The organism is Patescibacteria group bacterium (assembly GCA_018819405.1).
In the GTDB taxonomy this organism is placed as follows: Bacteria; Patescibacteriota; Patescibacteriia; order UBA1558; family GWA2-36-10; genus XYD1-37-29.
The window spans coordinates 799,451-824,061 of record JAHJQF010000001.1; the positions used below are offsets into that span (position 1 = coordinate 799,451).

Consider the following 24,611-nt stretch of genomic DNA (forward strand, 5'->3'; position numbering starts at 1 on the left):
AACCACCCCGCTATTTCAGCAATTATCAACAAAAAAGTCAATATTTTAGATTGTTTATTTATCATTGACAAAATTACTAAAATATGATATAATATTACATTCTGAGCTTAAGTTTTGCTCGGAACCACCGCTCTCCACTTTGGAGGGCACGCACACTACAACACATTCGAGGAGGAGCCTCATGGCCCAGCGCACGATTATCAAGCCGACCATCGAGACCATCACCGATCTCAACCAGATCAAGCACAGCAAGCCCTGGCACATCCATACTCTCGAGAACATCGTCATCCTGCAGCGCCACTGGCCCCACACGGCCAACGTCAGCCGGCGCCGGTACATCCGCCTGGCCCGCAAGATCGGTGCCATGATGGACTATCTGCCGCTCGCCTGCGCGATGTCGAGCCCCGAACCCCGCGCCATCGAGGCGGCGCTCGCCTTCCAGAACAAGCACACCAAGCGCGTGCCGATCCGGACCGATGACCGCCTGGGTGCCTTGTCCGGCGCCGATCCCGAACTGCTGGCCCAGATCAAGGCCGGCGCCAAGAGCCTCGGCGTCACCCCCGAGACCTTCATCCTGGAGAGCGTCGAGCTCACCGACCTGCGCAAGCAGCGTGGCAACGAAGGCGCCGAAGCGGTTCTGGAGATGGTCGACGGCCACATGGGCAAGACCTTCCTGGTCACCAGCCACGGTGGCTCGCGCCTGGAGCTCACGATCGCAGCGCTCGTCGGCCGCGATCAGTGTGGCTACCCCTGCCAGATGCCCGAGGGCGCCATCTGCTTCCTCAGCTTCGACGACAAGCAGAACATCAACTTCGAGCACTACCTGGTCTTCGACAACCGCCTCCTCCGTTAGCCGCCCCTCATCGGCGGTTGACAAACAAGCGGCGGTTCGCAAGTGTGCGAACCGCCGCTCTTTCTTTTGCCAATTTTGCCCAAGAGTGTAACGATTGGTGCAAAATTGAGCATCCCGCGAAGCAAAGCAAAGCGGGATTTTTTATTTTTTAGATTTCTTAAATATCATAGCTGACAAAATAAAAGCAATGGTAAAAAATATTGCTCCATAAAAACATGGCTTCAAAAATGGATTGGTGATCCCCGGTGTACAGCCAAACTCATTATTTTGATCAGCTAACCAAATTTTTAATTCGTAGCCAAAATTTCCCCAAGCAAATAATGTGCCTGCCAGTAGGATGTAAAATTGTGTGATAATTAATTTTTTCATTTGTTTATTTTAATCTTTTTATTATTCCCTGATTTGCGTCTACTTCTACTATATCACCATCCTTAAATACTTTTGTTGCAATTCTGGTGCCTATCAAACACGGCTTTTTCATTTCCCTGGCAACTATTGCCGCATGGGAAGTAATACCTCCTTGCTCTGTCACAAATGCTGCTGCTCGCTTCATAGCTGGTAATAGATTAGGGTCAGTATAAATAGCCACCAAAATATCGCCCTCCTCTACTTTGTCTAAATCCTTGGGACCGTTGACTATTTTAACCACACCAGTCACTTTACCAAGAAAAGCCGCCTGCCCTTTGAGCTGATCACTGTCCTCTATCTTATCCTTAATAAAATCTTTCCTCAATATATCTAATTCATTTTTTGATAAAATAGATAATTTGTCTGCCTCATAATACTGACAAAAAAAATCTTTTCTTTTTAAAATATTTTTATAATCAGACAAATTGCCAAATACTAAATCTTTGATTTCATCTTGGCCGGAATAATAAAAAGCGAGTTTTGGTATATCTAACTTTTGACTAAACTCCTCAAATAGTAGGTTTATCACATAACAAAAATAATATCTAATTCCTACACGATAATTTTTAACATATGAAAAATCCCTAGCTACCGCAAAAGCAAACTTTTGATTTTTTTCCAATACTAATTGTTTTTCCAATTTTTCACGATCTTTTTTTATATTTAATAAATAGTCTTCATGTTCTTCTAGACTTTTGTCTGGATCTCCTTTGGATAATATTTCCTGAGCCCTTAAGACAAAATCATCTTCAGTCCAAGATGGCCCAATATATCCAAAGTTTATCCAATTATATTTTTTGGTATGTTTTTTAAATTCTATAGAATTTTTGAGATCTTCTATTTTTGAATATTTAACTAATAAAGCTATAAACTCTCTTTCTTCTTGCCAAAATATATTGGATTTTTCACTGGTAATCAGTTGATTTAATGTTTTAGAAATTTGATCCTGGCTGATTTTGTCTTTGAGAATATCTTCCAATCTGCTAGTCAAAAATCCGTGTTCTACATCACTTATTACTGCTACAAAACCTAATTCATTTAATTTTAAATAATTATATACAACCTCATCAAACCAAATATTAAAATCGCTGGCTTTTAATTTACTAAAATCTTGTTTTATGATTTTGTCCAAACTACTTATTATTTTCTTACCATAAAACAAATGCTCATTTACCAAAGCATCTAAATCAAAAGTATTATTGAAGATATTATCAACTAATTTTGAACCCAGATTATTCCAGGCTGGCAAATCAGTAGCCCAATTGCCATCGCCATTTTCATAATAAACCAATTGATTTTTATAAGCTTTGCCCAGATATTTTTTTAAAATTTCAGAGACTGTAAAATCACGGCAAATTGTCCACCAGACAAAATAATTAACTTCCTTTTCTTCAATTATTAATTTGAACTTGTTGTTTTTCATAGTTTTTTAATTATTCCTCGGTCAGCATCCACCTCTATCATATCTCCGTCTTGTAAAATTTTAGTAGCAATTTTTGTCCCTACTACACAGGGAATATCCAATTCTCGAGAAACTATAGCTGCATGGCATGTAATCCCCCCTTCATTAGTGACAATAGCAGTCGCTTTTTTAATTGCTGGCATTAAATCAGGGGTTGTAGCCTGTGATACCAGCACATCACCTTTATTCATTTTTTTCATATCTTCCATTTTATCTACAATTTTTACCCGCCCTTTTACCCGCCCTGCTTTAGCTGGCATACCTTTTATTTCTGATATATTTTTGTTTATTTTTTTATCTTCAGGAAACTCAAACAACTTCATTTTTTTGATTGCTGCCTGATCATAGTATTCCTCACGCTCGCCACTTCTATGAACAATCAAAAAATAATTAGCTATTCTTTTTTGAGCCAATGTTTTCAAATCTTTTTTATTTTCTATTTCATCTGAATAAAGATTCATAACTTCCAGAGTGGACAAGTTTAATCTTTCTCCTAGCTCTTTATAAATAAAACTAATATTATAACAAGCTTCCTGAAATTCATATTCTCTAATCCACTTATAATAACCAATATCAGCCACTAACTTAAAAATTCTTTCCTCCTGTTTATTAAGACCCAGTTCCGATACAGCCTTGACAAAATTATTCTGACTATATTCATCATAATTTTTTAGGTAGTCCAATCTTTTGAATATATTTGTGTTTAATTTCTCCAAAATCATATTGATATAATGATCCAAGTCCCAGCCCAACTCTCCAGCAAAATTGTAAGATAAATATCCGTGTTCTTGATGTATTTGATTCAATTGATTTTCAAAATTATCCAAAATATCCTTAGCTTCTGCAAAATTTTTATCCTTGGCGATTTTGGCTAGCTCCAAAATTTTTATTTCCAAGTCTTGTGTCTTCATTTTATCCAATGGGCTAGTCAAATACATAAGATAATCAGCGAACCCGGACGGATTATCCTTGGTTTTATCTTTTAATATATTTTCCATTTGTTGATAAATAGGTGCCTGGTCAGTATAACCCATTAAAGTCGGCACCGTGCCGTATTTATAAAAATCAACAAACTTATTATCAAATTGGCGGCAATAATCTACCAAATCACTTATATTTTTATCAGCCAAATTATTTTGCAAAATATTTTTTGTTAGAATATTCAATTCTTTGGCTTTTTTGTAAGCTGTTTTAAAAATATTATACAAGAAATCCGAATCTTTTTGCGAGCGCCTAAATAAATCGTCCATAGTACTTATTATCTCTTTCATGGAATAAATATAAGCTGAACGACCATTTTGAAAAAAACTTATAGATTTCGTCATTTGATTGTCAGGAAAAACCTCGGTAAAATCTCTGACTGTCCCCAAACCAACTACATACATAAGATTTGGAGTGTATGGCCTGTCTTTAAAAATATAAATATATTGTTCTCTGTTTTTAGTCATTGAGCAAACTGGTCAAATATTTTCTAAAATCCTTAAAATTTTTATACAGATAAGTATGAATACCCAGCTTCTTGGCATTTGGCAGATTAAAATACTGATCATCTACAAAAAATACCTCGTCTGCTTTGACTTTGTATTTTTTCAAGACATACTTAAAAGTCTTAGCAGATCCTTTTGATAATTTTAGATCATAAGTGTTTATCAAATCAAAATGTTTTTTGAGCTGATATTTATTTACGACATATTTGAACTGACCGGTTGTATTTTTAGAAAGAAGTAGTATTTTATATTCCTTATTTTGAAGTGATTTAGCAAAATTAAAAACTGACTTATTGATATGTTGAAAAGAAAGATGTTTAGATCTAAATATTTTCCAATCTTCTTTCATACCAATTTCTTTGGCGGCTAGCTCAAAGGATTGTCTTTCAGTTATCTTGCCGAGGGATGCCGGAGTAAAATATTTGTGATAGACAATATCATAGCAAATATCAAAATCTATTTTGTATTTGCGACTAATCCACCGACAAGTTTCCTTGTAGCTGCCGACACTCATCACACCATATAGATCTATAATAATTAGCTTTATTTTTGGTTTCATATTTTTTTACAAAGTCCTGTTTTTATATCAATTTTTATTTTATCACCTGTCTTAAAAATTTTAGTTGCATTTTTTGTAGCCACTACACAAGGTATACCTAATTCACGAGAAACAATAGCAGCGTGAGAAGTAAGTCCTCCTTCATCTGTGACAATAGCTTTAGCTTTTCTCATAGCCACAATAAACTCCGGAGTAGTTATCGTAGTAATCAAAATTTCTCCTTGCTTCATTTTATTTATTTCTTTAATACCAAACAATATACGAGCACGACTACTTACATTACCTCGGCCTCTGCTAATTACCAAACCTTTGACTGAATCAACTCCCTTAATAGTCTGTTCTGCTAAAAAAGGCTTGATAATTTTTAATGCCTGTTTCCCGTCTATGTGCTTATAACCGTTATTTTCTTTATAAATTGATAACAAGGCCATTTTCCTTTTTTTTGTATCAACAACCTTCCCTTTCTTAAGAAGAGTAATTAAATCAGGATAACTATAATAATATAAATCTTGGAGAGAAATTTTTAATCTCTTAGATATTTCTTTTATAAATTCATTTATAAAATAATCTGAAATAAGTATATACTGCTTGCGATAATCTTGCCACCACAAACAATATGCCACACCATTTGCTATTGATACAATTTCTGAATTTATTTTGAATTTTTTTATAACATTTTTTTTGTCGGATTTTATTTTTTTACTATAATTTTCAATTTCTTTTAATTTTTTACGAGCGCCGGCTTGTGAAATCTTACTTAATCTATTCTTAAAATATTTTTTATCTAATACTCTTACTTCAAAATAACTATTGGCCAGCCAGTAATATTTTTTGGCATGTCTTACCAGAGCAATTTCAATATCCTTTTTATTTTTAAGTAGTTTTATTTTCAATAGACTAAACTCTTCTTTTTGATAAAAAGACGATTTTTCTGGAGCTGGCAAGCTTTCTAAAATTTCCAAATAATTTTTTGGATATCTTTCCAAAACTTTATTTTTTAATAATCTTTCCCCTCCCCAGTTGCCAAGTTCCGGTAGCCATGATTTTAGCCAAAACTCTTCATAAAAATCATACCAGCTAATAAAAAATTTTATGAATTCCTTGTTAGAATAATTATCAAATCCTCTGTTTATTATTTTTTCATAATAATTAAATTTTTTTAAAATTAAAATCCAATCTTTATATAATTTTTTTAACCTTTTTTTATTTAAGACATATTTTATAAATAATTTTTCTCCATTATCTCTCAATTTTTTATCTTCGGCCAAAAATAAAAGTCGTTTATCTTTGAAATACAACAAAAAATCAGGCCAGCCTACACCAGCTATTTTTGGATATTTCTGAACAGCATACATTGTGAGATCTGCATAAATAATTCTAGCATCTGCCGGTCCCCACCTAAATAATTCTTTTTTATAATCTACCATTTTTCTTTTGATTTATCATAGCTACCAACCACTTTATATGAAATTCAAAATCTTTTTCCGTGCGGCTATTATCTTCATAGTAATGAGATAAACCTAACTTAGTACCAATTAGCAACTTACCACCAGAAGCTAAAATCATCCTAAACATCTGATTACCGACCATACCATTTGGTGGAATCAATAAATTATAACCTTCTTCTATAGCTATATTTGAATCAATAGACCAATTTTTGACAATTAATCTTTCTTTGTTTAGTTTTTTTACTATCCACTGGGCGTCAGAATAAGTTTTGTTTAACTTGGCAACAATACCACTTTTTATATTTCTTTTACGCTTATAAGTATCATGCCTTACTCCGCTGAGCACACAAATTCTAGGTTTAATATTAAACCCTATCATCATATTGGCCGTAATAAGTGCTTTAGAAAAACGATCTTCTTTTGTCCAAGCCTCTGGATTACTGACAAAAGCAATAAAAATTTTATTTTTATTGGGCAGCTGCATTAACACAGGATTAGCTAATGTATTTTCTCCTGTTAATTTTCTGTAAACTTCGTAAGTTTTAAAATCATCAATTGTTCCTCTTACCATTCCTTCTACCTCTCCATTTACCAACATTTCCACCAATTTCTTTTCGGGATTATTACTAATATTTAATTTGAATCCTTTTATACTGCTTATTTTCTTTGGACCAACAATATTAATATCCGCATATTTATGAGATTTTCTTAAACTGGTTAAAATGAGCTCATCAGGTTTATCAAGGCCAAAAGCTATTTTAGGATGTCGTAATTTTAATAATTTTTCTATTTTTTGGTCAAATTTATCCATATATTATCTTTTAAACAAATTTTTAAAAAATTCAGTCCTGTCCACATTGGCTACATGAGTAAACCATTCATCTTGAAATTTGTAAGCCAAGATAAACAACCAAATCCAGACAATATTTTTCTTGTACCACTGGGCTGTCTTTTCCCGCCCTTTGAACAACTCGGCTGTAGCGTAAATTAAAAATAATGGTTCTACCAGATTAGGAAAATAAAACAGCATCATTTCATCGCGAGTAAAAAAGAAAGAAAATTGTCCGATTGTCCTAATCAAAAATGTGACAATGACTTCTTTTTTTATCACTCTCTTCCAGCCCCAAATAACTATAAAAATATAAGTAGTATAATCAGCTATTTTATCTATTAATTGATATTTTTTATCTTCCAGTCCCAGAGGAATAAGTATATCTCCATCTACTGAGTCCAAAATAAAATTGGCCCAGCCGGCAAAAAATGGAAATTTCAAAATCAAAACCGGGAAGGCAAATTTTAATAATATTATTAAGACTATAAAAAACATATACTATATATTTATTAAAAATTTAAACCGCCCGAACTTCTTTTACCTCGGGCATAGCCCCTCTGATTTCTGCTTCTATCAAATGCTTTAGAGTCACATCAGCTAAAATACAGTGAGCACAAGCGCCTTGTAGTACAATCTCTACAATCCCCTTTTTCTTGTCATAACTCACTAGTTCCAAATTGCCATTGTCACGCATCAAAGCCGGACGAATACGATCTAGTATTTTATTTAATTTGTCCTCATCACTGAGTTTTTTTGACGCGGCCTTAGGCTTTGCCTTGGCTTTTGTTTTTGCTTTTGGCATATATGTAAATTTACCCTGTTAAATATTTTGCCCCGCAAAATACTGCTTTGCAGTATTTAACAGGGTGAATTAATTTTTATAAAAATTTTTAAACTGACTTATTATTTCTTCTTCACCGTTATTATTATATAAAGTATAGCAGTCTATCTTTGGTTCTTCAAATATTTTTTCTAGCTCATCAGCATATTTTTTGGATACAAAATGCTGTCTACCAACAAGACGTTTGGCCATTATATCTTTATCAGCCTTGAGTAAAATAAATTTTGCTTCTGGAAAATTGTCCAACATCATTTGACGAAACTTTTCTTTTATAAAAGCTTGACTAACAATTATATTTTTATATTTTGGTTTTAATTCATTTATTTTAGCTATAACAATGTTATAAAAATCTTCTCTGTTCTTATCAGTGGCTATATCATTTTTTTTTAATTTTGTCTATCAAATACTGAGGAATATCGCTATCAGCATCATAATGATAAAAATCAAAATTTTTGGCTATCACATCGCCCACAAAATTTTTGCCTGCGCCAGGTTGTCCAAATAGAAATATGATCATAATTTCTTTATTATACCATTATTGGCATCAACTTCTGCCGATTTTGCCCAAGAGCGCAGCGATTGGCTGCAAAATCGAGCATCCCGCGAAGCGGGATATAGCTATTCTAATGCTTACTTAATTTTTTAACTATGCCGCGGCTAGCGTCTACCTCAACCATATCGCCATCTTTTAAAACTTTAGTAGCATAATTAGTACCAATTATACAAGGCTTTCCCAATTCCCTTGAAACAATAGCCGCGTGACAAGTAATGCCGCCTTCATCGGTAATTATAGCAGCAGCTTTTTTCATTAGAGGTACATATTCCGGCCTAGTCATACCTGTCACTAGTATCTCGCCTTTTTTAAAACTCTCTGTCTCTAAAAATACATTGGTAATAATTTTTACCTTGCCCTTGGCGTATCCAAGAGAACCCGACTGTCCTATTATTTTATTATCAAACTGATAATCTGTTCCAATATTATCATAAAATCTATATTCAAATTTTTTTGCTCCATCAGGGTATAACAAAACTGAAAAACCATTTTTCCTTTTTGCTATTTCTGTAATATTACTTCTTAAATATTTTGTCCCTTTTTCTATTTCCTCAAACAAACAAAAATTTATCAAATCTTTGGACAGATTAGCCGTCTCAAAAATATGTTCGGCATATCGACCCATGATTGACAGAAGCATGCCAAAATAATCTTTTCTCTGATCACGCTTGTCTATAGCCCATTGAAAAAAATCAGTCATTCTTCTCTCCTTTTCAGATAAATCATTTTTCCAACTAGTACTTTTGCCGTTTACTTTTTTATGTATTAATAAATTTTTATACTTTTCTTGTAGTTGTTTTTTAGTAAACTCAAAACTTAATATCCGGTCATAGGCTGCCTCCAAATACTGACATTTTTCAGTTATTTGATCCCAATTATAATCTGCCTCCACTAATCTCTTTAATTTTTTTGATCCGCGATCATAAAAAGATTCCGTATTTAAAATTGAAGCCTTGTTCCAGAAAGAATCGTCTAGCTTACCAAAACGATCAAATACATCTTTATCTAAACCAATAGTAAAAAACGTCAAAGCACTCAAACTCCAAGCATTATCAACTATGCTATTTAAGTCTTCTCCTAAATCATTATTATTTTTTATATATTTATAAGTTAATTTACTATAAATATTTTCTATCTTTTGAGAAAACTTTTTAAAATTATCCTCCATTTTAGACAAATGTTTTTTGTCTTCCCAAACCGAATACATTGTTTCCAAACAAGCTGCTTTTGAGTGACCTAAAGAAATATACATTAGACCAATATCTCCTTTGACCGAAATTAATAAAGGAAAAGAATAATTATTTTTATAAAGAGATCTAAAATATTTACTCTGATTCCACCCCCGTGTTTGATATATCAAAGCTGAATTCAAAATAGGAGGAGATATCTCTAAACCATCTTGAGCTTTTAAGTATAAATCAACAATACTCATAATTTCTTTATTATACCATTATTGGCGTCCACCTCTACCATATCACCATCTTTTAAAACTTTGGTAGCATAATTAGTACCAACCACACAGGGCACTTTTAGCTCACGACTGGTTATGGCGGCGTGAGAAAGCATACCACCTTCATCAGTCACAATAGCCGCTGCCAGACGCATGGCTGGAGTATAACGCGGATCAGTCATTTGAGCGACCAATATATCCCCCTTTTCAATTTTTGAAATTTCTTTATAAGAATTAACAATCTTAACTTTACCCTTAACTACGCCCCTCGTAGCTGATATGCCTTGAAGCTGATCAATATAATTAATTTGTTTTTTGACAATTTGTTTTATCTTTTCTATCTGAACTTTATCTGTGACAATATTTAATGACCCATCATAGTAATAAAGAAAGTTTTTCTCTCTTTTGGCCAAGTCAATTGCCTCAGGTAATTTAGCTTTGGTTAAAATGTCTTCAATTTCTTCATAGCTCAAATTCGCCACTGCTTTTAAACTAATATTTTCAAATTTATCCTTAAGATACTCAAAAAATCTACTAATAATAAACAAACTATGTTTCCAAGAATCCACACGATCATTTCTTAAAAATATATATTCATGAAATAATATGCATTTGGCTTTTATTTCTTCATCGTCTAGCTTGGAAATAAAATTATCAAACTCTTTTTTATGTCGAGAAAATTGAGCAAATATTTTTTCTACCTTATCTCTATCCAGCTCTTTGGACATCTTCTCTAACTCCTCAATAGTATATATTCCCTCACCAATGTAATAGCTTTTTAACCAGCCGTACTTTTCCAAGGCCATTTGTGGCCCTTCCTCCAAAAGCATTTTTTCCATCAATTGATACTGAGTCGGTTTATCAGAGTTAATAATTTTTTCAAAATCTTCGGGGAACAACCTAATTAGCTCCGGCTCGGCATATTCTATCAAAGCAAAGGGTATAAGGATGTAATCAAAAAAATCATAAACTGAGGAAATGTAATTTTTAAATAATACAAAAAGTTCTTTATCCGATACCTTGCCTACTCCCTGAGATAATATTTTCGAACTCTCCAAAATTCTGTCCCTGGCCGGAATATAATCAGTCAAATGACTCTTGTAGTTTGATAATACTCTTTGGTAAGTTTTTTTTAAAACTTTTTTATATGAAGGCTCATCAAAATAATATGAACCCATCACACCATCCTCTTCTGGTATGACCACAAAAAATTTCATACCAGCATCATAAATTGCTTTTAGATAATAAAATTCTCTGGCTATACCATAAGGACGGGTAGCCCATTTAAAAAATTTGTATTTGAAAAATTTATCTTCCATTTTTCCTTAATTTAGCAATAGTGTTGCCAGCTTCCAGTAAGGCATCAAAAGTACCCGTATCCAACCAATAATGATCATATTTTTTGACATCAAGTTGCCCCTCTTTGAGATATAGATTGTTGATATCGGTAATTTCCAATTCTCCTCTGGCTGATGGCTGGAGACTCTTGGCTTTGTCTACCACAGTATTATCATAAATATAAAGCCCAGTTACCGCAAAATTGCTCTTTGGCTTGGTTGGCTTTTCTTCTATAGAAATTGCTTTGCCACTAACATCAAACTCTACTACACCAAATCTATTGGGATCAGGCACTTCTTTAGCAAAAACACGACCACCTGATTGAAAACTCCTGATAGCCTCATCAAGAAAATCACCGTCACCGACAAACAGGTTGTCACCAAGTATCAAAGTAACGTTGTCGCTACCTACAAAATTTTCTCCTAGTAAAAAAGCCTGAGCAATGCCCTCTGGTTTATCTTGCACTTCATAAGTGATCTTGACGCCAAAATCTTTGCCACTAGCCAGCAACTTGGAAAATTTGTGAATATTGTCCGGATCAGAGATTATCAGTATATCTTTGATACCACCGTCAATGAGAGTCTCTAAAGGATAATAAATCATCGGCCTATCATAAATTGGCAAGAGTTGTTTTGATGTCACTTTAGTAAGTGGATGAAGTCTAGTGCCGGCTCCGCCAGCAAGTATAATTCCTTTCATATAGTTTATTGTTGCGTCATTGCGAGCGTAGCGAAGCAATCTACAAGCTTTTGGATTGCCACGCCCTTCGGGCTCGCAATGACATTTTTAATTTATTTTTTATTATCTGCGTATTTTTTTATAGTGTCCTCTACTGCTTCTTTGACTGGACGCATTTTGATACCCAGCTTTGGAAGATTAAGAGAAGTCATAATATTATTTGATCTTTTTTTGTCAGCCAAACCAAGCCTGACCAATTCTTCTTCCTTTATCCATTCATTTTTGTGATTAGGATCTATATATTTTTTATACAGTGCCAGGATTTCTTTGTGTTTGATAGAGCCTGGATTGGTCACGTGGTATATGCCCTCTGCTTTTTTTTCTAAGAGCTGATAAAAGACATCTATCATGTCTGGTACAACGGTCAAAGAATTTTCTACATCCACTATTTTTTCGTATTTTGATAATTTATCAATCAAATTGGCTGGATGAGGCCTGTCATCAAGTGGCATGCGGATACGGGCAATACCGACATTTGGCATTTTGGCCAAGACCAAATCAGCTGCATATTTACATCTAGTATAGACTGCCACTGGATTGGCATAATCATCTTCTGTCCAGGCCTGACCATCAGGAGCCTGACCATAAAATATACAGCCAGTGCCCATATGAAGAAGATATACTCCTTTTTTCTGACAAGCCTCGGCAATGATAAGTGGCAGTATGGTATTGCCCTGATAGGTTTCCAATTGGTGAGTTTCACACCAATCTACATTTGGTTTACCAACAATTCCGGCTGCATTTAAAATTGCGTCGGGTTGGTGCTCGTCTATTAATTTTTCGACATCTTCCACAGTTTCAACAATCTTGTCAGTTATGACTGCGTCGTTCCAGCTCTGGGCACAACGAATGCCTAAATATCCTTTGCCTATTATAAGTATTTTCATTTATTTTGTCATCCTGAACTTGTTTCAGGATCTAGCTAATAATTAATGGAGATGCTGAAATAAATTCAGCATGACACTATTTTAACTTAATTTTTTATATTGACATTTTTATCTAAATATGATATAATCATACAATATTCGTTCCGCCTTGACAACACCAATCTTAGGGAGGTTTCCAAGAAATGAAGATAATCAAGGTCTACTCTGTCGGCCAGTTCTGGCACGACATGTATCCCCTCTGCCCGACCGGTTACACCCTACAGGTTATCATCGACATCCGCGGTGCCATTGCTGATCTCCTCGAGGAGATTGGCCCGATCGACGGCACCGAGAAGGTCTGTCAGGATCACATCATGTCAGCTCCCGGCTACGCCGAATGGCTGGAGCGCACCAACGACTGGCTCTACACCAACTACCTGAAAACGTTCCTGAAAAATAAGCAGTTCGAATGCCTCAATATCATCTTCGTGTGCACTGGGGGCTTCCAGCGCTCGGTCACGACGGCCATCAAAAGTGCTGAGTACTTGCGCATACACTGCGCCGGTAAGGCTGAGGTCGTGGTCAAGCACCTGACCATGGAGATGACCAGGGGGCTGGCCAAGGAGATAACCAACAAGGGCTGACAAATCCTTCGACCCTTACGAGGTCCGTTCGCGTTTATACGCAACTGGCCTCGTATTTTTTTAAATTACAATTTTCTTACCATTCTCTTTTCAGCATCCACCTCAATTATGTCTCCATCTTTAAATACTTTGGTAGCAAATTTTGTACCGACCACGCAAGGCGTAGATAATTCCCGAGCCACAATAGCCGCATGGCAAGTCAACCCGCCTTCGTCAGTGACAAAGGCGCTGGCTTTTTTCATAGCGGCTATAATATTTGGTGTAGTACTGACTGATACCAATATATCATTGTATTCCATCTTTGCCATATCAGCTGGATTATTGATTATCTTGACTGTGCCTTGGACTTTGCCAGGGCAAGCAGTTGTGCCTCTCAATTCTTTGATATTTTTTATTTCCTGTTCTTCTTCACGATGGATAGCTTTTTCAAATTCTTCTGCTTCTTGACCAATCAAGATAGACACTGTCTTATCCTGATTTGGTATTATAATGTGATATTTTTTAATACTATTTATAATTTTATTATCTGGTTCTTTACCATCTACCAAACATTCTTTTATCATATCAAATGGCGTATTTCTAACCTGCTCGAGAGAAAGATGCAGACGCTTGCTTATTTCCGATTGCAATTTCTTAGCATGATAATATGACTTGGCCTGATAATCTTTTCTCCGAGGCTTACCCCAGACAAATTTGCCGGCTAGATTCAACATATTTTTTTCACGTTCTGTCGGCTTATATTTCTTATAAAATTCTTGTTTCCTTTTTTCTAGATTTTTTCTTTTACTACCCAAATTTTTTAGTAGCTTCTCTGGGTGTTCCAACTTTATCAAATAATCACGTATAAAACTCAAAAAATCCTCTTCGGTTGACTCTGGACCATTGTAAGCATAATAAACCCAGGCATGTTTATTAGTATGTTCTTCCAAATCTCTATAAAAATCTTTATGCAGTTCCTTTAGATCATCTAGACTTTTTGTCTCTATATCTTTACGCCAATTGTCATAATCCCAATACTTAACCATTATATTTAACAAAGCCTCTTCCTGATCCTGAGCAAATGAATTGGCTGGTGGTTCAGTAAATAAAGTATAGTAATCCTGATACTCTTTTTCGTTTACATTTTTTTTCAAATAATCATTTAAAAAATTTTCTACATAAGTAAATTTTTGCCAATCAAGAACTGGTAAGGCTGTACCTACAGCATAAATTTTACCCTGATAATTATCAAATTTTTCTAAAAGCAATATCAATTCTTCCCCAGATAGTTTACTCAAATCAGGTTTATAAATATTATTTTCAGTCCAATTATTGAATTTCTCACCCATCTGATGAGATTGGTCAATTAAATTTTCAAAAAAATCTTTATCCTCCAGCGCCTTAGTTTTTAACTCCTCGTGAAGTTCCTGCCAAATCTTCATGTCAGCCAGGTATTCTAAATCATTGTTTTTGGATATTATCCCCGCTACCAAAGTATTTTTTGTACCATTTACCTCTGGGTAATGAAAAAGGCCTTTGGTCCAAATATAATTTCTAAAAAAAGGAGAGTTGTAATCCCGGCCGACTATTTCCCAATTGTAATTTTTGTAACTCATATTTTCCTTATTATTCCCTTTTCAGCATCCACCTCTACCATATCACCGTCTTTGAAAACTTTGGTAGCAAATTTTGTGCCAATCACACAAGGAATTTTAAGCTCTCTAGCTAATATTGCAGCGTGACAGACTATACCACCCTCATCGGTGACAATGGCTGCAGCTTTCTTCATGGCCGATACAAAATCCGGCGTGGTCATAGGAGATAGCAAAATATCACCTTCATTAAAATCTACTATTTTATTTTTCTTTTTCAAAATTTTTATTTTGCCTTTAGCATAACCTCTGAAAGCAACTTGACCTTTTACATATTGATTATCATCAAAATTTTCAAAAACAAATTGATAATTTTTGTTTTGCAAGGCAAAGTCTTCCAAAGAGACAATTGAAGCAAATCTACCCATGTCTACCACAAAATTATGACTTCTTTTTTCCATTTCCTCTCTTGTCGGCATATTATCTACATCTTCTATGGACAAAGTATTGGCCAGTCCCTTGGATTGAGGATAGATAAATTCTATTGATCGGCGAACAAAATTGTCTACTTTGTCAAAAAATACATCCTTATTACGTATCCTGTTGGCTATTTTCAATATTTTTTTATCATTTCTATCATCCATGGCTGTATAATAGAATATAACAAAATACTTCATACCAGTAGTGGCCAAATTGATAAAATTTTTCAATAGCTCTACAGAATCGCTTTTGTCCTGAGACCAGATATTTTCCAGTTTACCAAGTAGCCCCTCATATTCATCCATTCTGGAAGCAAACCAATTTTTGTCGCTATTATTTTTTCTAAAGATCTCTTCTTTGTACCAATTGATGGCTTGTCTATTTTCCCAGACCTCCATCATGCCGTCGTTGATATAATAAATATTTTTTACTTTGTGCGGATTTTCATTATCATATAGACCAAAACTCAATGCCTTATCCCACATCTGTTCAATAATCAAAGGATAATCTCTGGTATATTCTTTTTCCAAAACTATTTTTTTCATATTTTTCTCACTACTCCCTTATCAGCATCTACCTCTACCATATCCCCGTCTTTAAAAAATTGCATAGCTTTTAAACATCCTACTATACAAGGAATCTTTAATTCTCTAGAAATAATAGCAGCATGAGATGTAATACCACCTTCATCCGCTATAATAGCTGCAGCTTTTTTAGCTACAACCATCATATTTGGCTGAGTCATGCTAGTTAAAAGTATTTCATCTTTTTTAAAGTTTTTAATACTCTCTTGAAGCATGTCTAGATTACCGGCTATAACTTTTCTTATCCTCCCGCGAGCAAATCCATGCATAGCAACCTGTCCTTTTATCAGACTATTAGTATTTTTTATTTTCTTGATTCTTTGATTAAAAATTTTTCTTGATTCTTTCGATCCAATTATTTCTAATTTTTCGTTAGAATAAATATTAAGTGCAAAAGATTTTTTACGATCATTAACAATATCTTTTATATTACTAATTTTTTGTTTATTTAATAATTTTTCAGTTTCTAGTGGAGTCATAAATCCCAACAAATCTTCCAGTGGTATATTTATTTCATCAGCTATTTTTAGCCACATTTTTCTAGCTAAATAATAAGATCCTGACCAGTAAGCTTTAATATTCATTCTTTCAACTGCTTGATTTTGAAGAAATATTGCTAAATATTTTGCTTCATTACTATCTTTATTAAATTTAATAAAAATCTTTTTCTGTTGATTTTTTAAATCATTTTTTAGTTTTTTCAACCTATTTAATTCTTTCTTAAAAATATTTTTTTCTTCTTTTGCTCTAGTTTTTAAGAACTTCAAAATTTTATTATCATCGAATTGACCAAAAACAAGCCACGGGTATTTTGAAATATGTTTTAAATAATTTAAATCATTCTCTTTTTTAGAAAGTAATCTTAGCCAGTCTATATTTTCTTTTTGTATATCGTCTAAAGATACAGCCGTTGTTAAAATTCCAAAAATATCTAACCATTTATCCTTATAATACTTCTTAGTTATCTCCTTTAATCTCTGTTCTGCTGCGTAAGTAAATTCCATGCGTGTACTACCAAAATAAGCAATAGAGTCTATAGAGTATTCAATAAATTTTTTATGATCTATAATAATATTTGAATTTTTTCTTTTTGAATAATCTATTTTTTCTATTTTTCTAATCCACTTCCACCAGTTGATAGATTCTTTTTTATATTTAATTTTATATTTTTTATAATAATGGGGATTTAAATATTTTTCTCCTTCTTTTTTAAACTTATCTAACTGACTTTCCTGCATATAAGCAGTGATAATTTTGCCATCAAAATAACAAAAAATTTTACCAAAAGAGTATATATCTCCTCTATACAAAAGAGCTTTAGAGGTAGCCCAATAGTTAGACATTATTGGAATACTACTCCACATAAAAACCCAATTATCTTTCTTACTTTTTAATATATATACATAATGATTCATATTATGATTTAAATTTATTTAACGGGGTGAATTATTTTTATACCACTCTATAGTCTTGTCCAGACCCTCGTCAAAACTGACAGTCGGCTGCCAGCCTAGTTCTTTTTTTATTTTAGAAAAATCTATGGCATACCTGTAGTCATGGCCTAATCTGTCTTCTACACGTTCTATCATCGACTCATCTTTGCCCAATTTACTGACCAAAAGCTTGGCAATATCTATATTTCTTTTTTCGCTGTCACCGCCTACCAGATATGTCTCACCAATCTTACCACGATGCATTATCAAATCTATGGCTCGGCAATGATCTTCTACATAGAGCCAGTCACGAATATTTTTGCCTTCACCATAAAGAGGTACTTTTTTATTTTGCAGTAAATTGGTAATAAAAAGTGGAATAAATTTTTCTACGTGTTGGTATGGTCCATAATTATTACTACAATTAGAAATTGTAATTGGCAGTCCATAAGTAGCGTGATAGGCTCGGACTAAATGATCAGAAGAGGCCTTGCTGGCTGAATAGGGACTGCGCGGATCATACTTGGTATTTTCAGAAAATTTTTCCTGATTATCTTTGAGCTCACCAAATACCTCATCAGTAGAAACATGATGAAAGCGAATATTATTTTCCTTGGCAACTTTAAGCAGGGTATGAGTACCCAATACATTGGTAATAATAAATGGATCTGGGCCGGTGATAGAATTGTCTACGTGGCTTTCAGCGGCAAAATTTATTATCAAGTCTACACTATCCTCTCTGGCTATTTTAGAAACTAAATCATAATCTCCGATATCTCCTTTTACAAATTTGTAATTTGGATTATTTTCCAATGATTTTAAATTGGCCAAATTTCCGGCATAAGTCAAAACATCCAAATTAATTATTTTGTAATCTGGATATTTTTTTATAATATAGTGTATGAAGTTGGAACCAATAAACCCCGCACCACCTGTCACCAAAATATTTTTCATAATTTTATCGTAATTTTTATAGTTTTGTAACACATTTTTAAAAATAAATTTATTTTATAATAGGTTGCAATCTAAAAATTTTGGATTGCCGCGCCCTTCGGGCTCGCAATGACGTTTTTAATTAATCTTAATTTTTTCTAATACTTCAGCTGCTTTGCCTTCTGGATATGGCTCCTGTGGCCACATCTTGATGCCGTCGTTTTCATGTCGTGGCACAACGTGAAAATGAATATGGGGAATCAATTGTCCAGCCACTGGATCATTATTTTCACAAACATTATAACCTTCAACTTCTAAACCATTTTTGATAGCCTGTCCCACTTTTTTTACCGTAATTATCAATTGTTGTAATTCATTGGTTGGGATTTCTTCCAAATTGGCGTAGTGTTGTTTAGACACCACCAAAGTGTGCCCATGATTTACCGGACTAATATCTAAAAAAGCCATAGTAGTCTCATCTTCGTAAACTTTGTAACTAGGTATTTCTCCTTTGATAATTTTGCAAAAAATACAATCTTCCATAACATTACAGCTAGTCATTCCCGCGAAAGCGGGAATCTAGCAATTAAAAATTAAATTATACGATAATAAAGATCGTCCCAATATGGATTTTCTTTTTCTATAAGCTCCAACTTCCACTTTCTATTCCATTTTTTAAGTTGTTTTTCTCTCATTATAGCCAAAGTTATATCATATATTATTTCATAATAAACTAACTTGTGTATTCCATACCTTTTTGTAAATCCGTCGTGTAGCTTATTTTTATGCTCAAATACGCGCCTAACTATATCATTGGTAACGCCTATATATAATGTACCATTTCTTTTATTTGCTAAAATATAAATATAATACTCTTTGTACATAATCACTTTCCTTCTTTGCTGGATTCCCGGGTCAAGCCCGAGAATGACGAATTATGGCATCTTTTGTACTTTATATAAGATAAAATTATCCCATATTTGGCTAGGCTCTGCTAAATCTAAGTTTAGCTCATTGGCTGCTTGCCGGTCAACTTGAATTTTTTCCTCACTCTCATTGCTATAATAATAAACTGGCACTACATCTACAATATTTTTGACCCTCTCCCACAAAGGCAAATCACCCTGAAAAGCTATCACTCTATATTTTGGGAAAAATACTTTATCAGATCTCTCTGAAATAATAACAGCATCATCCTCCACTAGAGAACTCACTCTCTCATATTGAGCATAATAATTATTTAAGGTCTTACGATTTTCCAAGAGCCCATCATGCTCAGACATAAACGCCAACTTGAGAGATGAAACTACAATAATACTAACTACTACATAAGAGGCTATCTTGTTTGTTGTACTACTACCCATAAACAATTCTTTGATAGCTAAAGCTACCAAAGGAAGTATCCAGATATATAAAGGCATAAAATATCTGACATAAGAAATAGAAATTGTGTTTAGCTCTTTGACCAATGGATCTGCCAAATTCCAAGAAGCATAATAAAGAAGTATTAAAATAAAAATAAAAGGACTAATCAATAAATATTTTTTCCAGGCCAATGATCTTTTTTTGTACTTGCTGATCAAAAGTACAAATCCAGCTACCGCCAATACAAAATGTGGCAGTATTATATCAATATAATACTTATAAAAATTCTTTAATATCAAAACAAAATTAAAACCAAAAGGAGCAATCAATAATTTTATATAAGAAAAAATACCCCTTGATTGAAGCTGTATCTCAGAATCAACCTGACCGGACTGTAAATTGAGATAACCAAATGTAAAATAGCCACCATAAGTAGCTTTATTAAGTGAAAAAAATCCAAATAAGACTGCCACTAGTACCAAAAGACCAAAAACAATTTTTTTGGCACTCAAAATATCACGCTTAATATACAAAACAAATAAACTAATAAGAGCTAGCCAAACTACTTCGGTTGGCCTGACGACAACTGCCAAAGATAATAGAAAACTACCCAGTATCCACCATAGTTCGTGCTTGGACTTAAAACTTTTTACTATTGCCCACCAACCGCCAAGTACAAGAAATACAAACATGACCGTCGGCACCATGACAACATTGGCAAAAAATACCCATGGGGCTAAAGACAAAAATAATAATGTGCTAATAAAAGCAATGTCCAAGTCTTTGAATAAATACAGTACTAATCTATAAACTAGCCAAGCGCTAAACATAGCCATCAAAGGAGTAATAAATAATACTCCATAAGCTCCTAATATTTTATAAAACAAGGAAAAAACCACTATGGATGGCAAAAAAGCCATCGGCACCAAAGAGCCCTCTAGTACATTGACACTTCTAGCGTGTAATAGATTATTAGTTATTAGATTGAGCGGCTCATAGACAAATAGTAAACGGGTATTAGCATAGCTAGAAGCAAAAAAATGGTTGGCTGTTGCATCAGGCCAGTTAAAAATCAAATGCTCAAATTGCATCCATTTGGGCCACCAAACAGTAATATTATTAAAATTATATATAATCAAAAATATCACTGATAAAAAAACCAGTAAAAATTGATATCTTTGTTCTTTAGTTAGTTCCACTACGTTAGAAATTTAATTTATTAATGAGGTCTATTGATAAGTTCTAAAATTTTATTAATATAATTTTCTAAATTATGTTGTTTTACACTAATCCGACAATTATCAGCCATTTTGGCAATTTTTTCTCTCTGCTTATAAAGGCCGACTATTTTTTTATTTAAAATATCAAAATCTCCCGCCGGAAAAGACCAGCCATTTATATTTTCTACTATCAGTTCACTAGCTCCGCCAATGTCCGATGCAATCACTGGCATACCCATAGATAGTGATTCGTAAATAACAGTTGGGGAATTTTCATAGCAAAGAGATGGCACCAGCATCACATCCATAGATGACAAAAGGGGCAATAATTTGTGATTGGGTAGCCAACCATGAAAAATAATTCTTTTATCATCTTTGGCTTTATGTTTTGCTCTGGGTAGATCTTCCCCTACTCCGACAATATGCAGGCGCATGTGTGGCAATTTTATTTTTATAAAAGAGTCAATCAAATCCAATACTCCTTTGGCACGATGAATCTGACCCAGATATACCAATTCCAAATTTGGCGTTGGTGTCTTGGGCATTTTCATAAGTGAACGAATAGGGTTGGGAATAACTGCTTTTTTTGAATGCTTAAAAAACCCATTTTTAGTATAAAAATCCATCAAAAATTTGGAAGGAGAAACTACCACATCAGGGCTACCCATCAACTTTCTCATCAAAGCTACATAACCAATATATCGAAAAAAACGATGGCTAAAGGCATTTTCTTTGCCCTTGATAATCAAACCAGAGGGTGTGACTAGCTGTACATCATGGACAGTATGAAGATGTTTTATTTTTAAATTCCTAATAAGCATTGGTACCAAAAAACCAATACCCATCAGATTGTGAGTAATCACCACATCCGGCTTTTCTTTTAACAAAATCTTTTTTATTTTGAAATAAGAAAAAATATTGAAGATATCAAAAATATGCCAAAACAAACGTAAGAAAGATGGAAACTTAAAATCATCTAAATAATAATAAAGATTAACTGGATTGAAACGATAGACATCAACCTCTTCAAAAGTATCGACACTGGTTGTCCAAAGTCCCGTGCGAAAAATATGAGCGCCAATAAACTTTACTTTAGCTGGTCGAGTAGAAATTGCAAAGACATGCTGCCATGATTTTTTGAGCCCCTGAGCCTCCATAGCAGCCACTATCTCTGCCCCACCACGCACAAATGGCGGATATAAATTTGATATTACAGCAATTTTCATTTAAATACTTCTTATAATATTATCCAATTTATAGCCTATCTTTTCCCAAGTATATTGACGCAATACTTTTTCGCGACCAGCCTTACCATAGGCCTTGGCTTCTTTGGGATTTCTTAAAAGATAATCAATCATAGAAGCCAGATTATCTACATTACCTGGTTTGATCAAAAGACCAGTCTTTCTTTTATCTACTACCGATCTGACTCCCGGCAAATCAGAAGCAATAACCGGCACACCTGATGACATGGCTTCAAGAGATACTATACCAAAGGCTTCTGATCTATCAATAGACGGCAAGACAAAAATATCAGCCACACTATAAAACTTTGGCAAAAAATCATCTGGCACAAAACCAGTAAAAATAATCTTTTTGGACAAGCCCAGACTATCTACCATGCTCTCATAAGTAGAGCGCAAATTACCATCACCAATAATTAATAACCTAAAATCATCACTACTGGCTATCTTGTTGATAGCCTGAATAAGCACATTTATGCCCTTAAAATAATGGGCTTTATCTAAGGCTCCGACAAACATTATTATTTTTTTGTCGTGCAAACCGTATTTATCTATTACTCCTTTATCTCTGATACGAGGCTTAAATAGAAGATGATTAACTCCACATGGTATTTCTACGAATTTTTCCGGCTCGGCCTGTAGACGCTCTTTCAAGCTGGAATTTTTGGCATAATCAAAAGAAGTAACAATAATCTTGTCAGCTGAATCCAAAATTCTTGGCGTGACATTATTGGTGTGCCAATTAAAAAACTTCGACAACAGCCCCCTGCCCTGAACATCCATATGATAAGTAACCAGTAAGCGCAGATCCTTTATCTTATCCAAAAAATATATTATCTCTGCCCCACCAAAAAAAGGATAATGCAGATGAATAATATCATAAGCAGACAGCTTATAAAAAAGCTGGGGCAGGATACCGGCATTACCATATTTGAACCACGGCCTTAATCTCTGCACCTCAAAAGGATATTCATCACGATACGGAGTATTGATCTTGTAAAGAGGTGTAAAAACTGTGACATCATGACCAAGCGTACTAAGAGACCAAGCATTGTAGTAAGCAACATTGCCCATACCGGCCTTATATGGAGGAAAAGTAGATGTAACTTCTGCTATTTTCATCCCGTTATAAATTTATTTTGTTAATTTCTTTATATTTATTATTCATATTGTTTATTTGAAAATTATTTTTATTTTACTAAAAATTAAATTTATTTAACGCGATGAATTTACCAAAAAATAAATATTTTTATCAACTGCCAATAAATAAAAAATAAAACATTGGCCGTTTTAAGAGCCAGCGAATTGAGTGGCTGAAATAAAATCAATCCAGTAAACTTTGAAATTACTTGACGATCAGATCGAGTTCTTTTGGACTGTATATATTTTCTTTTGGTGGCTAGCATTTTCATATCACTGACTGAAAATAAAAATGAATACGCTTTTATTTTATCTTTTGTTCTTCTGTTTATCATGGCTAGCATCAATTGCCCAAATTCCATAATCAACCAGGCTGGGAAAATAATTATCAAAGTGGCTATTTTATAATTTTTTAGCATTACCCAAAGACGATTTCTTTCAAAATAATAAAAATGCTTCATGCCTCTTTTGAATTCATACTTATGATAAATAACACTCTCTGGAATAAGATAATTATCATAACCCAACATAGACAAACTCCAACCCAAATCCAAATCCTCTAAATACATAAACATAGTCTCATCAAACAAATATCCTAACTCTGCCAAAGCAGCCATAGACAAAAATTCACCAGCTCCGGAGGAATAATTTATTTTTTTTATTTTGTGATCATTGCGATCAATTTTGCCGGATTCTGTACCATAACCAAATCCCAAAAAATGTATAGCATTACCCACCGTATTAATCCTATCCTTTTTGGACCATAATCTAAGTTTTGACTGCAGAGAACCAAATTTGTTTTGCTTGGCAAATTTATAAAGCGGCTCCAAAAAACCTGGACTGACTACAGTGTCCTGGTTCAAAAGATATATATAATCCGCTCCTCTAGTCTTGGCCCAATCATAACCAATATTATTACCTCCGACAAAACCTGTATTTTCTTTATTAACAATAATATCAACACTGGGGAAATTATTTTTTATAAATTCTACTGAATCATCACTAGAATTATTATCTACCACCAAAATCTCCACATCAAAATCATGGTACTTTTCTTGTACCAAAGGTGGCATAAGGGCCGGTAGGTACTCACGACCATTATAAGAAACTATTATAACAACAACTTTATCACGCAGCATTTTTACCATATATTAACTTTTAC

The 24,611-nt window shown here is 33.9% G+C and carries 26 protein-coding genes; 2 read left to right on the forward strand and 24 right to left on the reverse strand.

What is annotated here, in order from left to right; translation table 11 throughout:
• Positions 1-181 precede the first annotated feature (181 nt).
• Positions 182-853: a histidine phosphatase family protein gene (locus KKH39_04130; GenBank protein ID MBU1203198.1), complete on the forward strand. Its 672-nt coding sequence runs from the start codon at positions 182-184 to the stop codon at positions 851-853.
• A 141-nt stretch (positions 854-994) separates the two neighbouring features.
• Here the strand turns inward: KKH39_04130 and KKH39_04135 are convergent, their stop codons facing one another.
• From KKH39_04135 to KKH39_04200, 14 genes are all read right to left on the reverse strand, one after another.
• Positions 995-1,222 carry a hypothetical protein gene (locus tag KKH39_04135; GenBank protein MBU1203199.1) on the reverse strand — a complete coding sequence of 76 codons (228 nt, stop codon included), beginning with the start codon at positions 1,220-1,222 and terminating at the stop codon, positions 995-997.
• A 4-nt stretch (positions 1,223-1,226) separates the two neighbouring features.
• Positions 1,227-2,684 carry a hypothetical protein gene (locus KKH39_04140; GenBank protein ID MBU1203200.1) on the reverse strand — a complete coding sequence of 486 codons (1,458 nt, stop codon included), beginning with the start codon at positions 2,682-2,684 and terminating at the stop codon, positions 1,227-1,229.
• The gene (locus tag KKH39_04145) at positions 2,681-3,994 is read right to left on the reverse strand and encodes a hypothetical protein (protein MBU1203201.1); all 1,314 of its coding nucleotides are present in this window, start codon (positions 3,992-3,994) and stop codon (positions 2,681-2,683) included. Before KKH39_04145 ends, KKH39_04140 begins: the two co-directional genes overlap by 4 nt.
• Before the next feature lie 169 nt (positions 3,995-4,163).
• The gene (locus KKH39_04150) at positions 4,164-4,769 is read right to left on the reverse strand and encodes an HAD-IA family hydrolase (protein ID MBU1203202.1); all 606 of its coding nucleotides are present in this window, start codon (positions 4,767-4,769) and stop codon (positions 4,164-4,166) included.
• The gene (locus tag KKH39_04155) at positions 4,766-6,124 is read right to left on the reverse strand and encodes a hypothetical protein (GenBank protein ID MBU1203203.1); all 1,359 of its coding nucleotides are present in this window, start codon (positions 6,122-6,124) and stop codon (positions 4,766-4,768) included. Before KKH39_04155 ends, KKH39_04150 begins: the two co-directional genes overlap by 4 nt.
• 58 nt (positions 6,125-6,182) lie before the next feature.
• Positions 6,183-7,028 (reverse strand): hypothetical protein, encoded by an 846-nt coding sequence (locus KKH39_04160; GenBank protein ID MBU1203204.1) that lies wholly within the window; start codon positions 7,026-7,028, stop codon positions 6,183-6,185.
• Between the two features lie 3 nt (positions 7,029-7,031).
• Entirely contained in the window at positions 7,032-7,544 is a 513-nt protein-coding gene (locus KKH39_04165) for a hypothetical protein (GenBank protein ID MBU1203205.1), read from the reverse strand.
• Positions 7,545-7,566: 22 nt separating this feature from the next.
• Positions 7,567-7,851 (reverse strand): NifU family protein, encoded by a 285-nt coding sequence (locus KKH39_04170; protein ID MBU1203206.1) that lies wholly within the window; start codon positions 7,849-7,851, stop codon positions 7,567-7,569.
• 69 nt (positions 7,852-7,920) lie between these two features.
• Entirely contained in the window at positions 7,921-8,139 is a 219-nt protein-coding gene (locus KKH39_04175) for a hypothetical protein (protein MBU1203207.1), read from the reverse strand.
• Positions 8,140-8,266: 127 nt separating this feature from the next.
• Entirely contained in the window at positions 8,267-8,407 is a 141-nt protein-coding gene (locus tag KKH39_04180) for a hypothetical protein (protein MBU1203208.1), read from the reverse strand.
• A gap of 106 nt (positions 8,408-8,513) precedes the next feature.
• Positions 8,514-9,875 carry a hypothetical protein gene (locus KKH39_04185; GenBank protein MBU1203209.1) on the reverse strand — a complete coding sequence of 454 codons (1,362 nt, stop codon included), beginning with the start codon at positions 9,873-9,875 and terminating at the stop codon, positions 8,514-8,516.
• Positions 9,872-11,110 carry a hypothetical protein gene (locus tag KKH39_04190; protein MBU1203210.1) on the reverse strand — a complete coding sequence of 413 codons (1,239 nt, stop codon included), beginning with the start codon at positions 11,108-11,110 and terminating at the stop codon, positions 9,872-9,874. Before KKH39_04190 ends, KKH39_04185 begins: the two co-directional genes overlap by 4 nt.
• 91 nt (positions 11,111-11,201) lie before the next feature.
• Positions 11,202-11,930: an NTP transferase domain-containing protein gene (locus KKH39_04195; protein MBU1203211.1), complete on the reverse strand. Its 729-nt coding sequence runs from the start codon at positions 11,928-11,930 to the stop codon at positions 11,202-11,204.
• A gap of 92 nt (positions 11,931-12,022) precedes the next feature.
• Entirely contained in the window at positions 12,023-12,856 is an 834-nt protein-coding gene (locus KKH39_04200) for a sugar nucleotide-binding protein (protein ID MBU1203212.1), read from the reverse strand.
• Between the two features lie 182 nt (positions 12,857-13,038).
• Between KKH39_04200 and KKH39_04205 the strand changes: the two genes are divergently transcribed.
• Positions 13,039-13,479, forward strand: a complete 441-nt coding sequence (locus KKH39_04205) for an RNase adapter RapZ (GenBank protein ID MBU1203213.1) — start codon at positions 13,039-13,041, stop codon at positions 13,477-13,479.
• A 65-nt stretch (positions 13,480-13,544) separates the two neighbouring features.
• On the opposite strand, the gene KKH39_04210 is transcribed toward KKH39_04205, so the two are convergent.
• The 10 genes from KKH39_04210 to KKH39_04255 form a co-directional block, all read right to left on the reverse strand.
• A complete protein-coding gene (locus KKH39_04210; GenBank protein MBU1203214.1) occupies positions 13,545-14,807 on the reverse strand; it encodes a hypothetical protein in 1,263 nt (420 codons plus the stop codon).
• 263 nt (positions 14,808-15,070) lie between these two features.
• Positions 15,071-16,075, reverse strand: a complete 1,005-nt coding sequence (locus KKH39_04215) for a hypothetical protein (GenBank protein ID MBU1203215.1) — start codon at positions 16,073-16,075, stop codon at positions 15,071-15,073.
• The gene (locus tag KKH39_04220; protein MBU1203216.1) at positions 16,072-17,529 is read right to left on the reverse strand and encodes a hypothetical protein; all 1,458 of its coding nucleotides are present in this window, start codon (positions 17,527-17,529) and stop codon (positions 16,072-16,074) included. Before KKH39_04220 ends, KKH39_04215 begins: the two co-directional genes overlap by 4 nt.
• Before the next feature lie 18 nt (positions 17,530-17,547).
• On the reverse strand, positions 17,548-18,501 hold the full coding sequence (gene rfbB / locus KKH39_04225; protein ID MBU1203217.1) for a dTDP-glucose 4,6-dehydratase: 954 nt from the start codon (positions 18,499-18,501) through the stop codon (positions 17,548-17,550).
• A gap of 117 nt (positions 18,502-18,618) precedes the next feature.
• Entirely contained in the window at positions 18,619-19,023 is a 405-nt protein-coding gene (locus tag KKH39_04230; protein ID MBU1203218.1) for an HIT family protein, read from the reverse strand.
• 50 nt (positions 19,024-19,073) lie between these two features.
• A complete protein-coding gene (locus KKH39_04235) occupies positions 19,074-19,364 on the reverse strand; it encodes a GIY-YIG nuclease family protein (protein MBU1203219.1) in 291 nt (96 codons plus the stop codon).
• Between the two features lie 51 nt (positions 19,365-19,415).
• On the reverse strand, positions 19,416-21,044 hold the full coding sequence (locus KKH39_04240; GenBank protein MBU1203220.1) for a hypothetical protein: 1,629 nt from the start codon (positions 21,042-21,044) through the stop codon (positions 19,416-19,418).
• 20 nt (positions 21,045-21,064) lie between these two features.
• Complete coding sequence (locus tag KKH39_04245) at positions 21,065-22,291, reverse strand: glycosyltransferase (GenBank protein MBU1203221.1); 1,227 nt, start codon at positions 22,289-22,291, stop codon at positions 21,065-21,067.
• Positions 22,292-23,431 (reverse strand): glycosyltransferase family 4 protein, encoded by a 1,140-nt coding sequence (locus KKH39_04250; protein ID MBU1203222.1) that lies wholly within the window; start codon positions 23,429-23,431, stop codon positions 22,292-22,294.
• Positions 23,432-23,538: 107 nt separating this feature from the next.
• Positions 23,539-24,597 (reverse strand): glycosyltransferase family 2 protein, encoded by a 1,059-nt coding sequence (locus KKH39_04255; GenBank protein MBU1203223.1) that lies wholly within the window; start codon positions 24,595-24,597, stop codon positions 23,539-23,541.
• Positions 24,598-24,611 lie beyond the last annotated feature (14 nt).

Excerpts from the sequence above, each read along its gene's own strand:
- KKH39_04250 (MBU1203222.1), bottom strand. The coding sequence starts at position 23,431 with ATGAAAATAGCAGAAGTTACATCTACTTTTCCTCCATATAAGGCCGGT.
- KKH39_04210 (MBU1203214.1), bottom strand. The coding sequence starts at position 14,807 with ATGGGTGAGAAATTCAATAATTGGACTGAAAATAATATTTATAAACCT.
- KKH39_04180 (MBU1203208.1), bottom strand. The coding sequence starts at position 8,407 with ATGATCATATTTCTATTTGGACAACCTGGCGCAGGCAAAAATTTTGTG.
- KKH39_04130 (MBU1203198.1), top strand. The coding sequence starts at position 182 with ATGGCCCAGCGCACGATTATCAAGCCGACCATCGAGACCATCACCGAT.
- KKH39_04200 (MBU1203212.1), bottom strand. The coding sequence starts at position 12,856 with ATGAAAATACTTATAATAGGCAAAGGATATTTAGGCATTCGTTGTGCC.
- KKH39_04195 (MBU1203211.1), bottom strand. The coding sequence starts at position 11,930 with ATGAAAGGAATTATACTTGCTGGCGGAGCCGGCACTAGACTTCATCCA.
- KKH39_04220 (MBU1203216.1), bottom strand. The coding sequence starts at position 17,529 with ATGAATCATTATGTATATATATTAAAAAGTAAGAAAGATAATTGGGTT.
- KKH39_04175 (MBU1203207.1), bottom strand. The coding sequence starts at position 8,139 with ATGTTGGACAATTTTCCAGAAGCAAAATTTATTTTACTCAAGGCTGAT.
- rfbB (MBU1203217.1), bottom strand. The coding sequence starts at position 18,501 with ATGAAAAATATTTTGGTGACAGGTGGTGCGGGGTTTATTGGTTCCAAC.
- KKH39_04230 (MBU1203218.1), bottom strand. The coding sequence starts at position 19,023 with ATGGAAGATTGTATTTTTTGCAAAATTATCAAAGGAGAAATACCTAGT.
- KKH39_04235 (MBU1203219.1), bottom strand. The coding sequence starts at position 19,364 with ATGTACAAAGAGTATTATATTTATATTTTAGCAAATAAAAGAAATGGT.
- KKH39_04245 (MBU1203221.1), bottom strand. The coding sequence starts at position 22,291 with ATGAAAATTGCTGTAATATCAAATTTATATCCGCCATTTGTGCGTGGT.
- KKH39_04165 (MBU1203205.1), bottom strand. The coding sequence starts at position 7,544 with ATGTTTTTTATAGTCTTAATAATATTATTAAAATTTGCCTTCCCGGTT.
- KKH39_04190 (MBU1203210.1), bottom strand. The coding sequence starts at position 11,110 with ATGAAATTTTTTGTGGTCATACCAGAAGAGGATGGTGTGATGGGTTCA.
- KKH39_04205 (MBU1203213.1), top strand. The coding sequence starts at position 13,039 with ATGAAGATAATCAAGGTCTACTCTGTCGGCCAGTTCTGGCACGACATG.
- KKH39_04150 (MBU1203202.1), bottom strand. The coding sequence starts at position 4,769 with ATGAAACCAAAAATAAAGCTAATTATTATAGATCTATATGGTGTGATG.
- KKH39_04145 (MBU1203201.1), bottom strand. The coding sequence starts at position 3,994 with ATGAAAGAGATAATAAGTACTATGGACGATTTATTTAGGCGCTCGCAA.
- KKH39_04215 (MBU1203215.1), bottom strand. The coding sequence starts at position 16,075 with ATGAAAAAAATAGTTTTGGAAAAAGAATATACCAGAGATTATCCTTTG.
- KKH39_04255 (MBU1203223.1), bottom strand. The coding sequence starts at position 24,597 with ATGGTAAAAATGCTGCGTGATAAAGTTGTTGTTATAATAGTTTCTTAT.
- KKH39_04140 (MBU1203200.1), bottom strand. The coding sequence starts at position 2,684 with ATGAAAAACAACAAGTTCAAATTAATAATTGAAGAAAAGGAAGTTAAT.
- KKH39_04155 (MBU1203203.1), bottom strand. The coding sequence starts at position 6,124 with ATGTATGCTGTTCAGAAATATCCAAAAATAGCTGGTGTAGGCTGGCCT.
- KKH39_04185 (MBU1203209.1), bottom strand. The coding sequence starts at position 9,875 with ATGAGTATTGTTGATTTATACTTAAAAGCTCAAGATGGTTTAGAGATA.
- KKH39_04160 (MBU1203204.1), bottom strand. The coding sequence starts at position 7,028 with ATGGATAAATTTGACCAAAAAATAGAAAAATTATTAAAATTACGACAT.
- KKH39_04170 (MBU1203206.1), bottom strand. The coding sequence starts at position 7,851 with ATGCCAAAAGCAAAAACAAAAGCCAAGGCAAAGCCTAAGGCCGCGTCA.
- KKH39_04135 (MBU1203199.1), bottom strand. The coding sequence starts at position 1,222 with ATGAAAAAATTAATTATCACACAATTTTACATCCTACTGGCAGGCACA.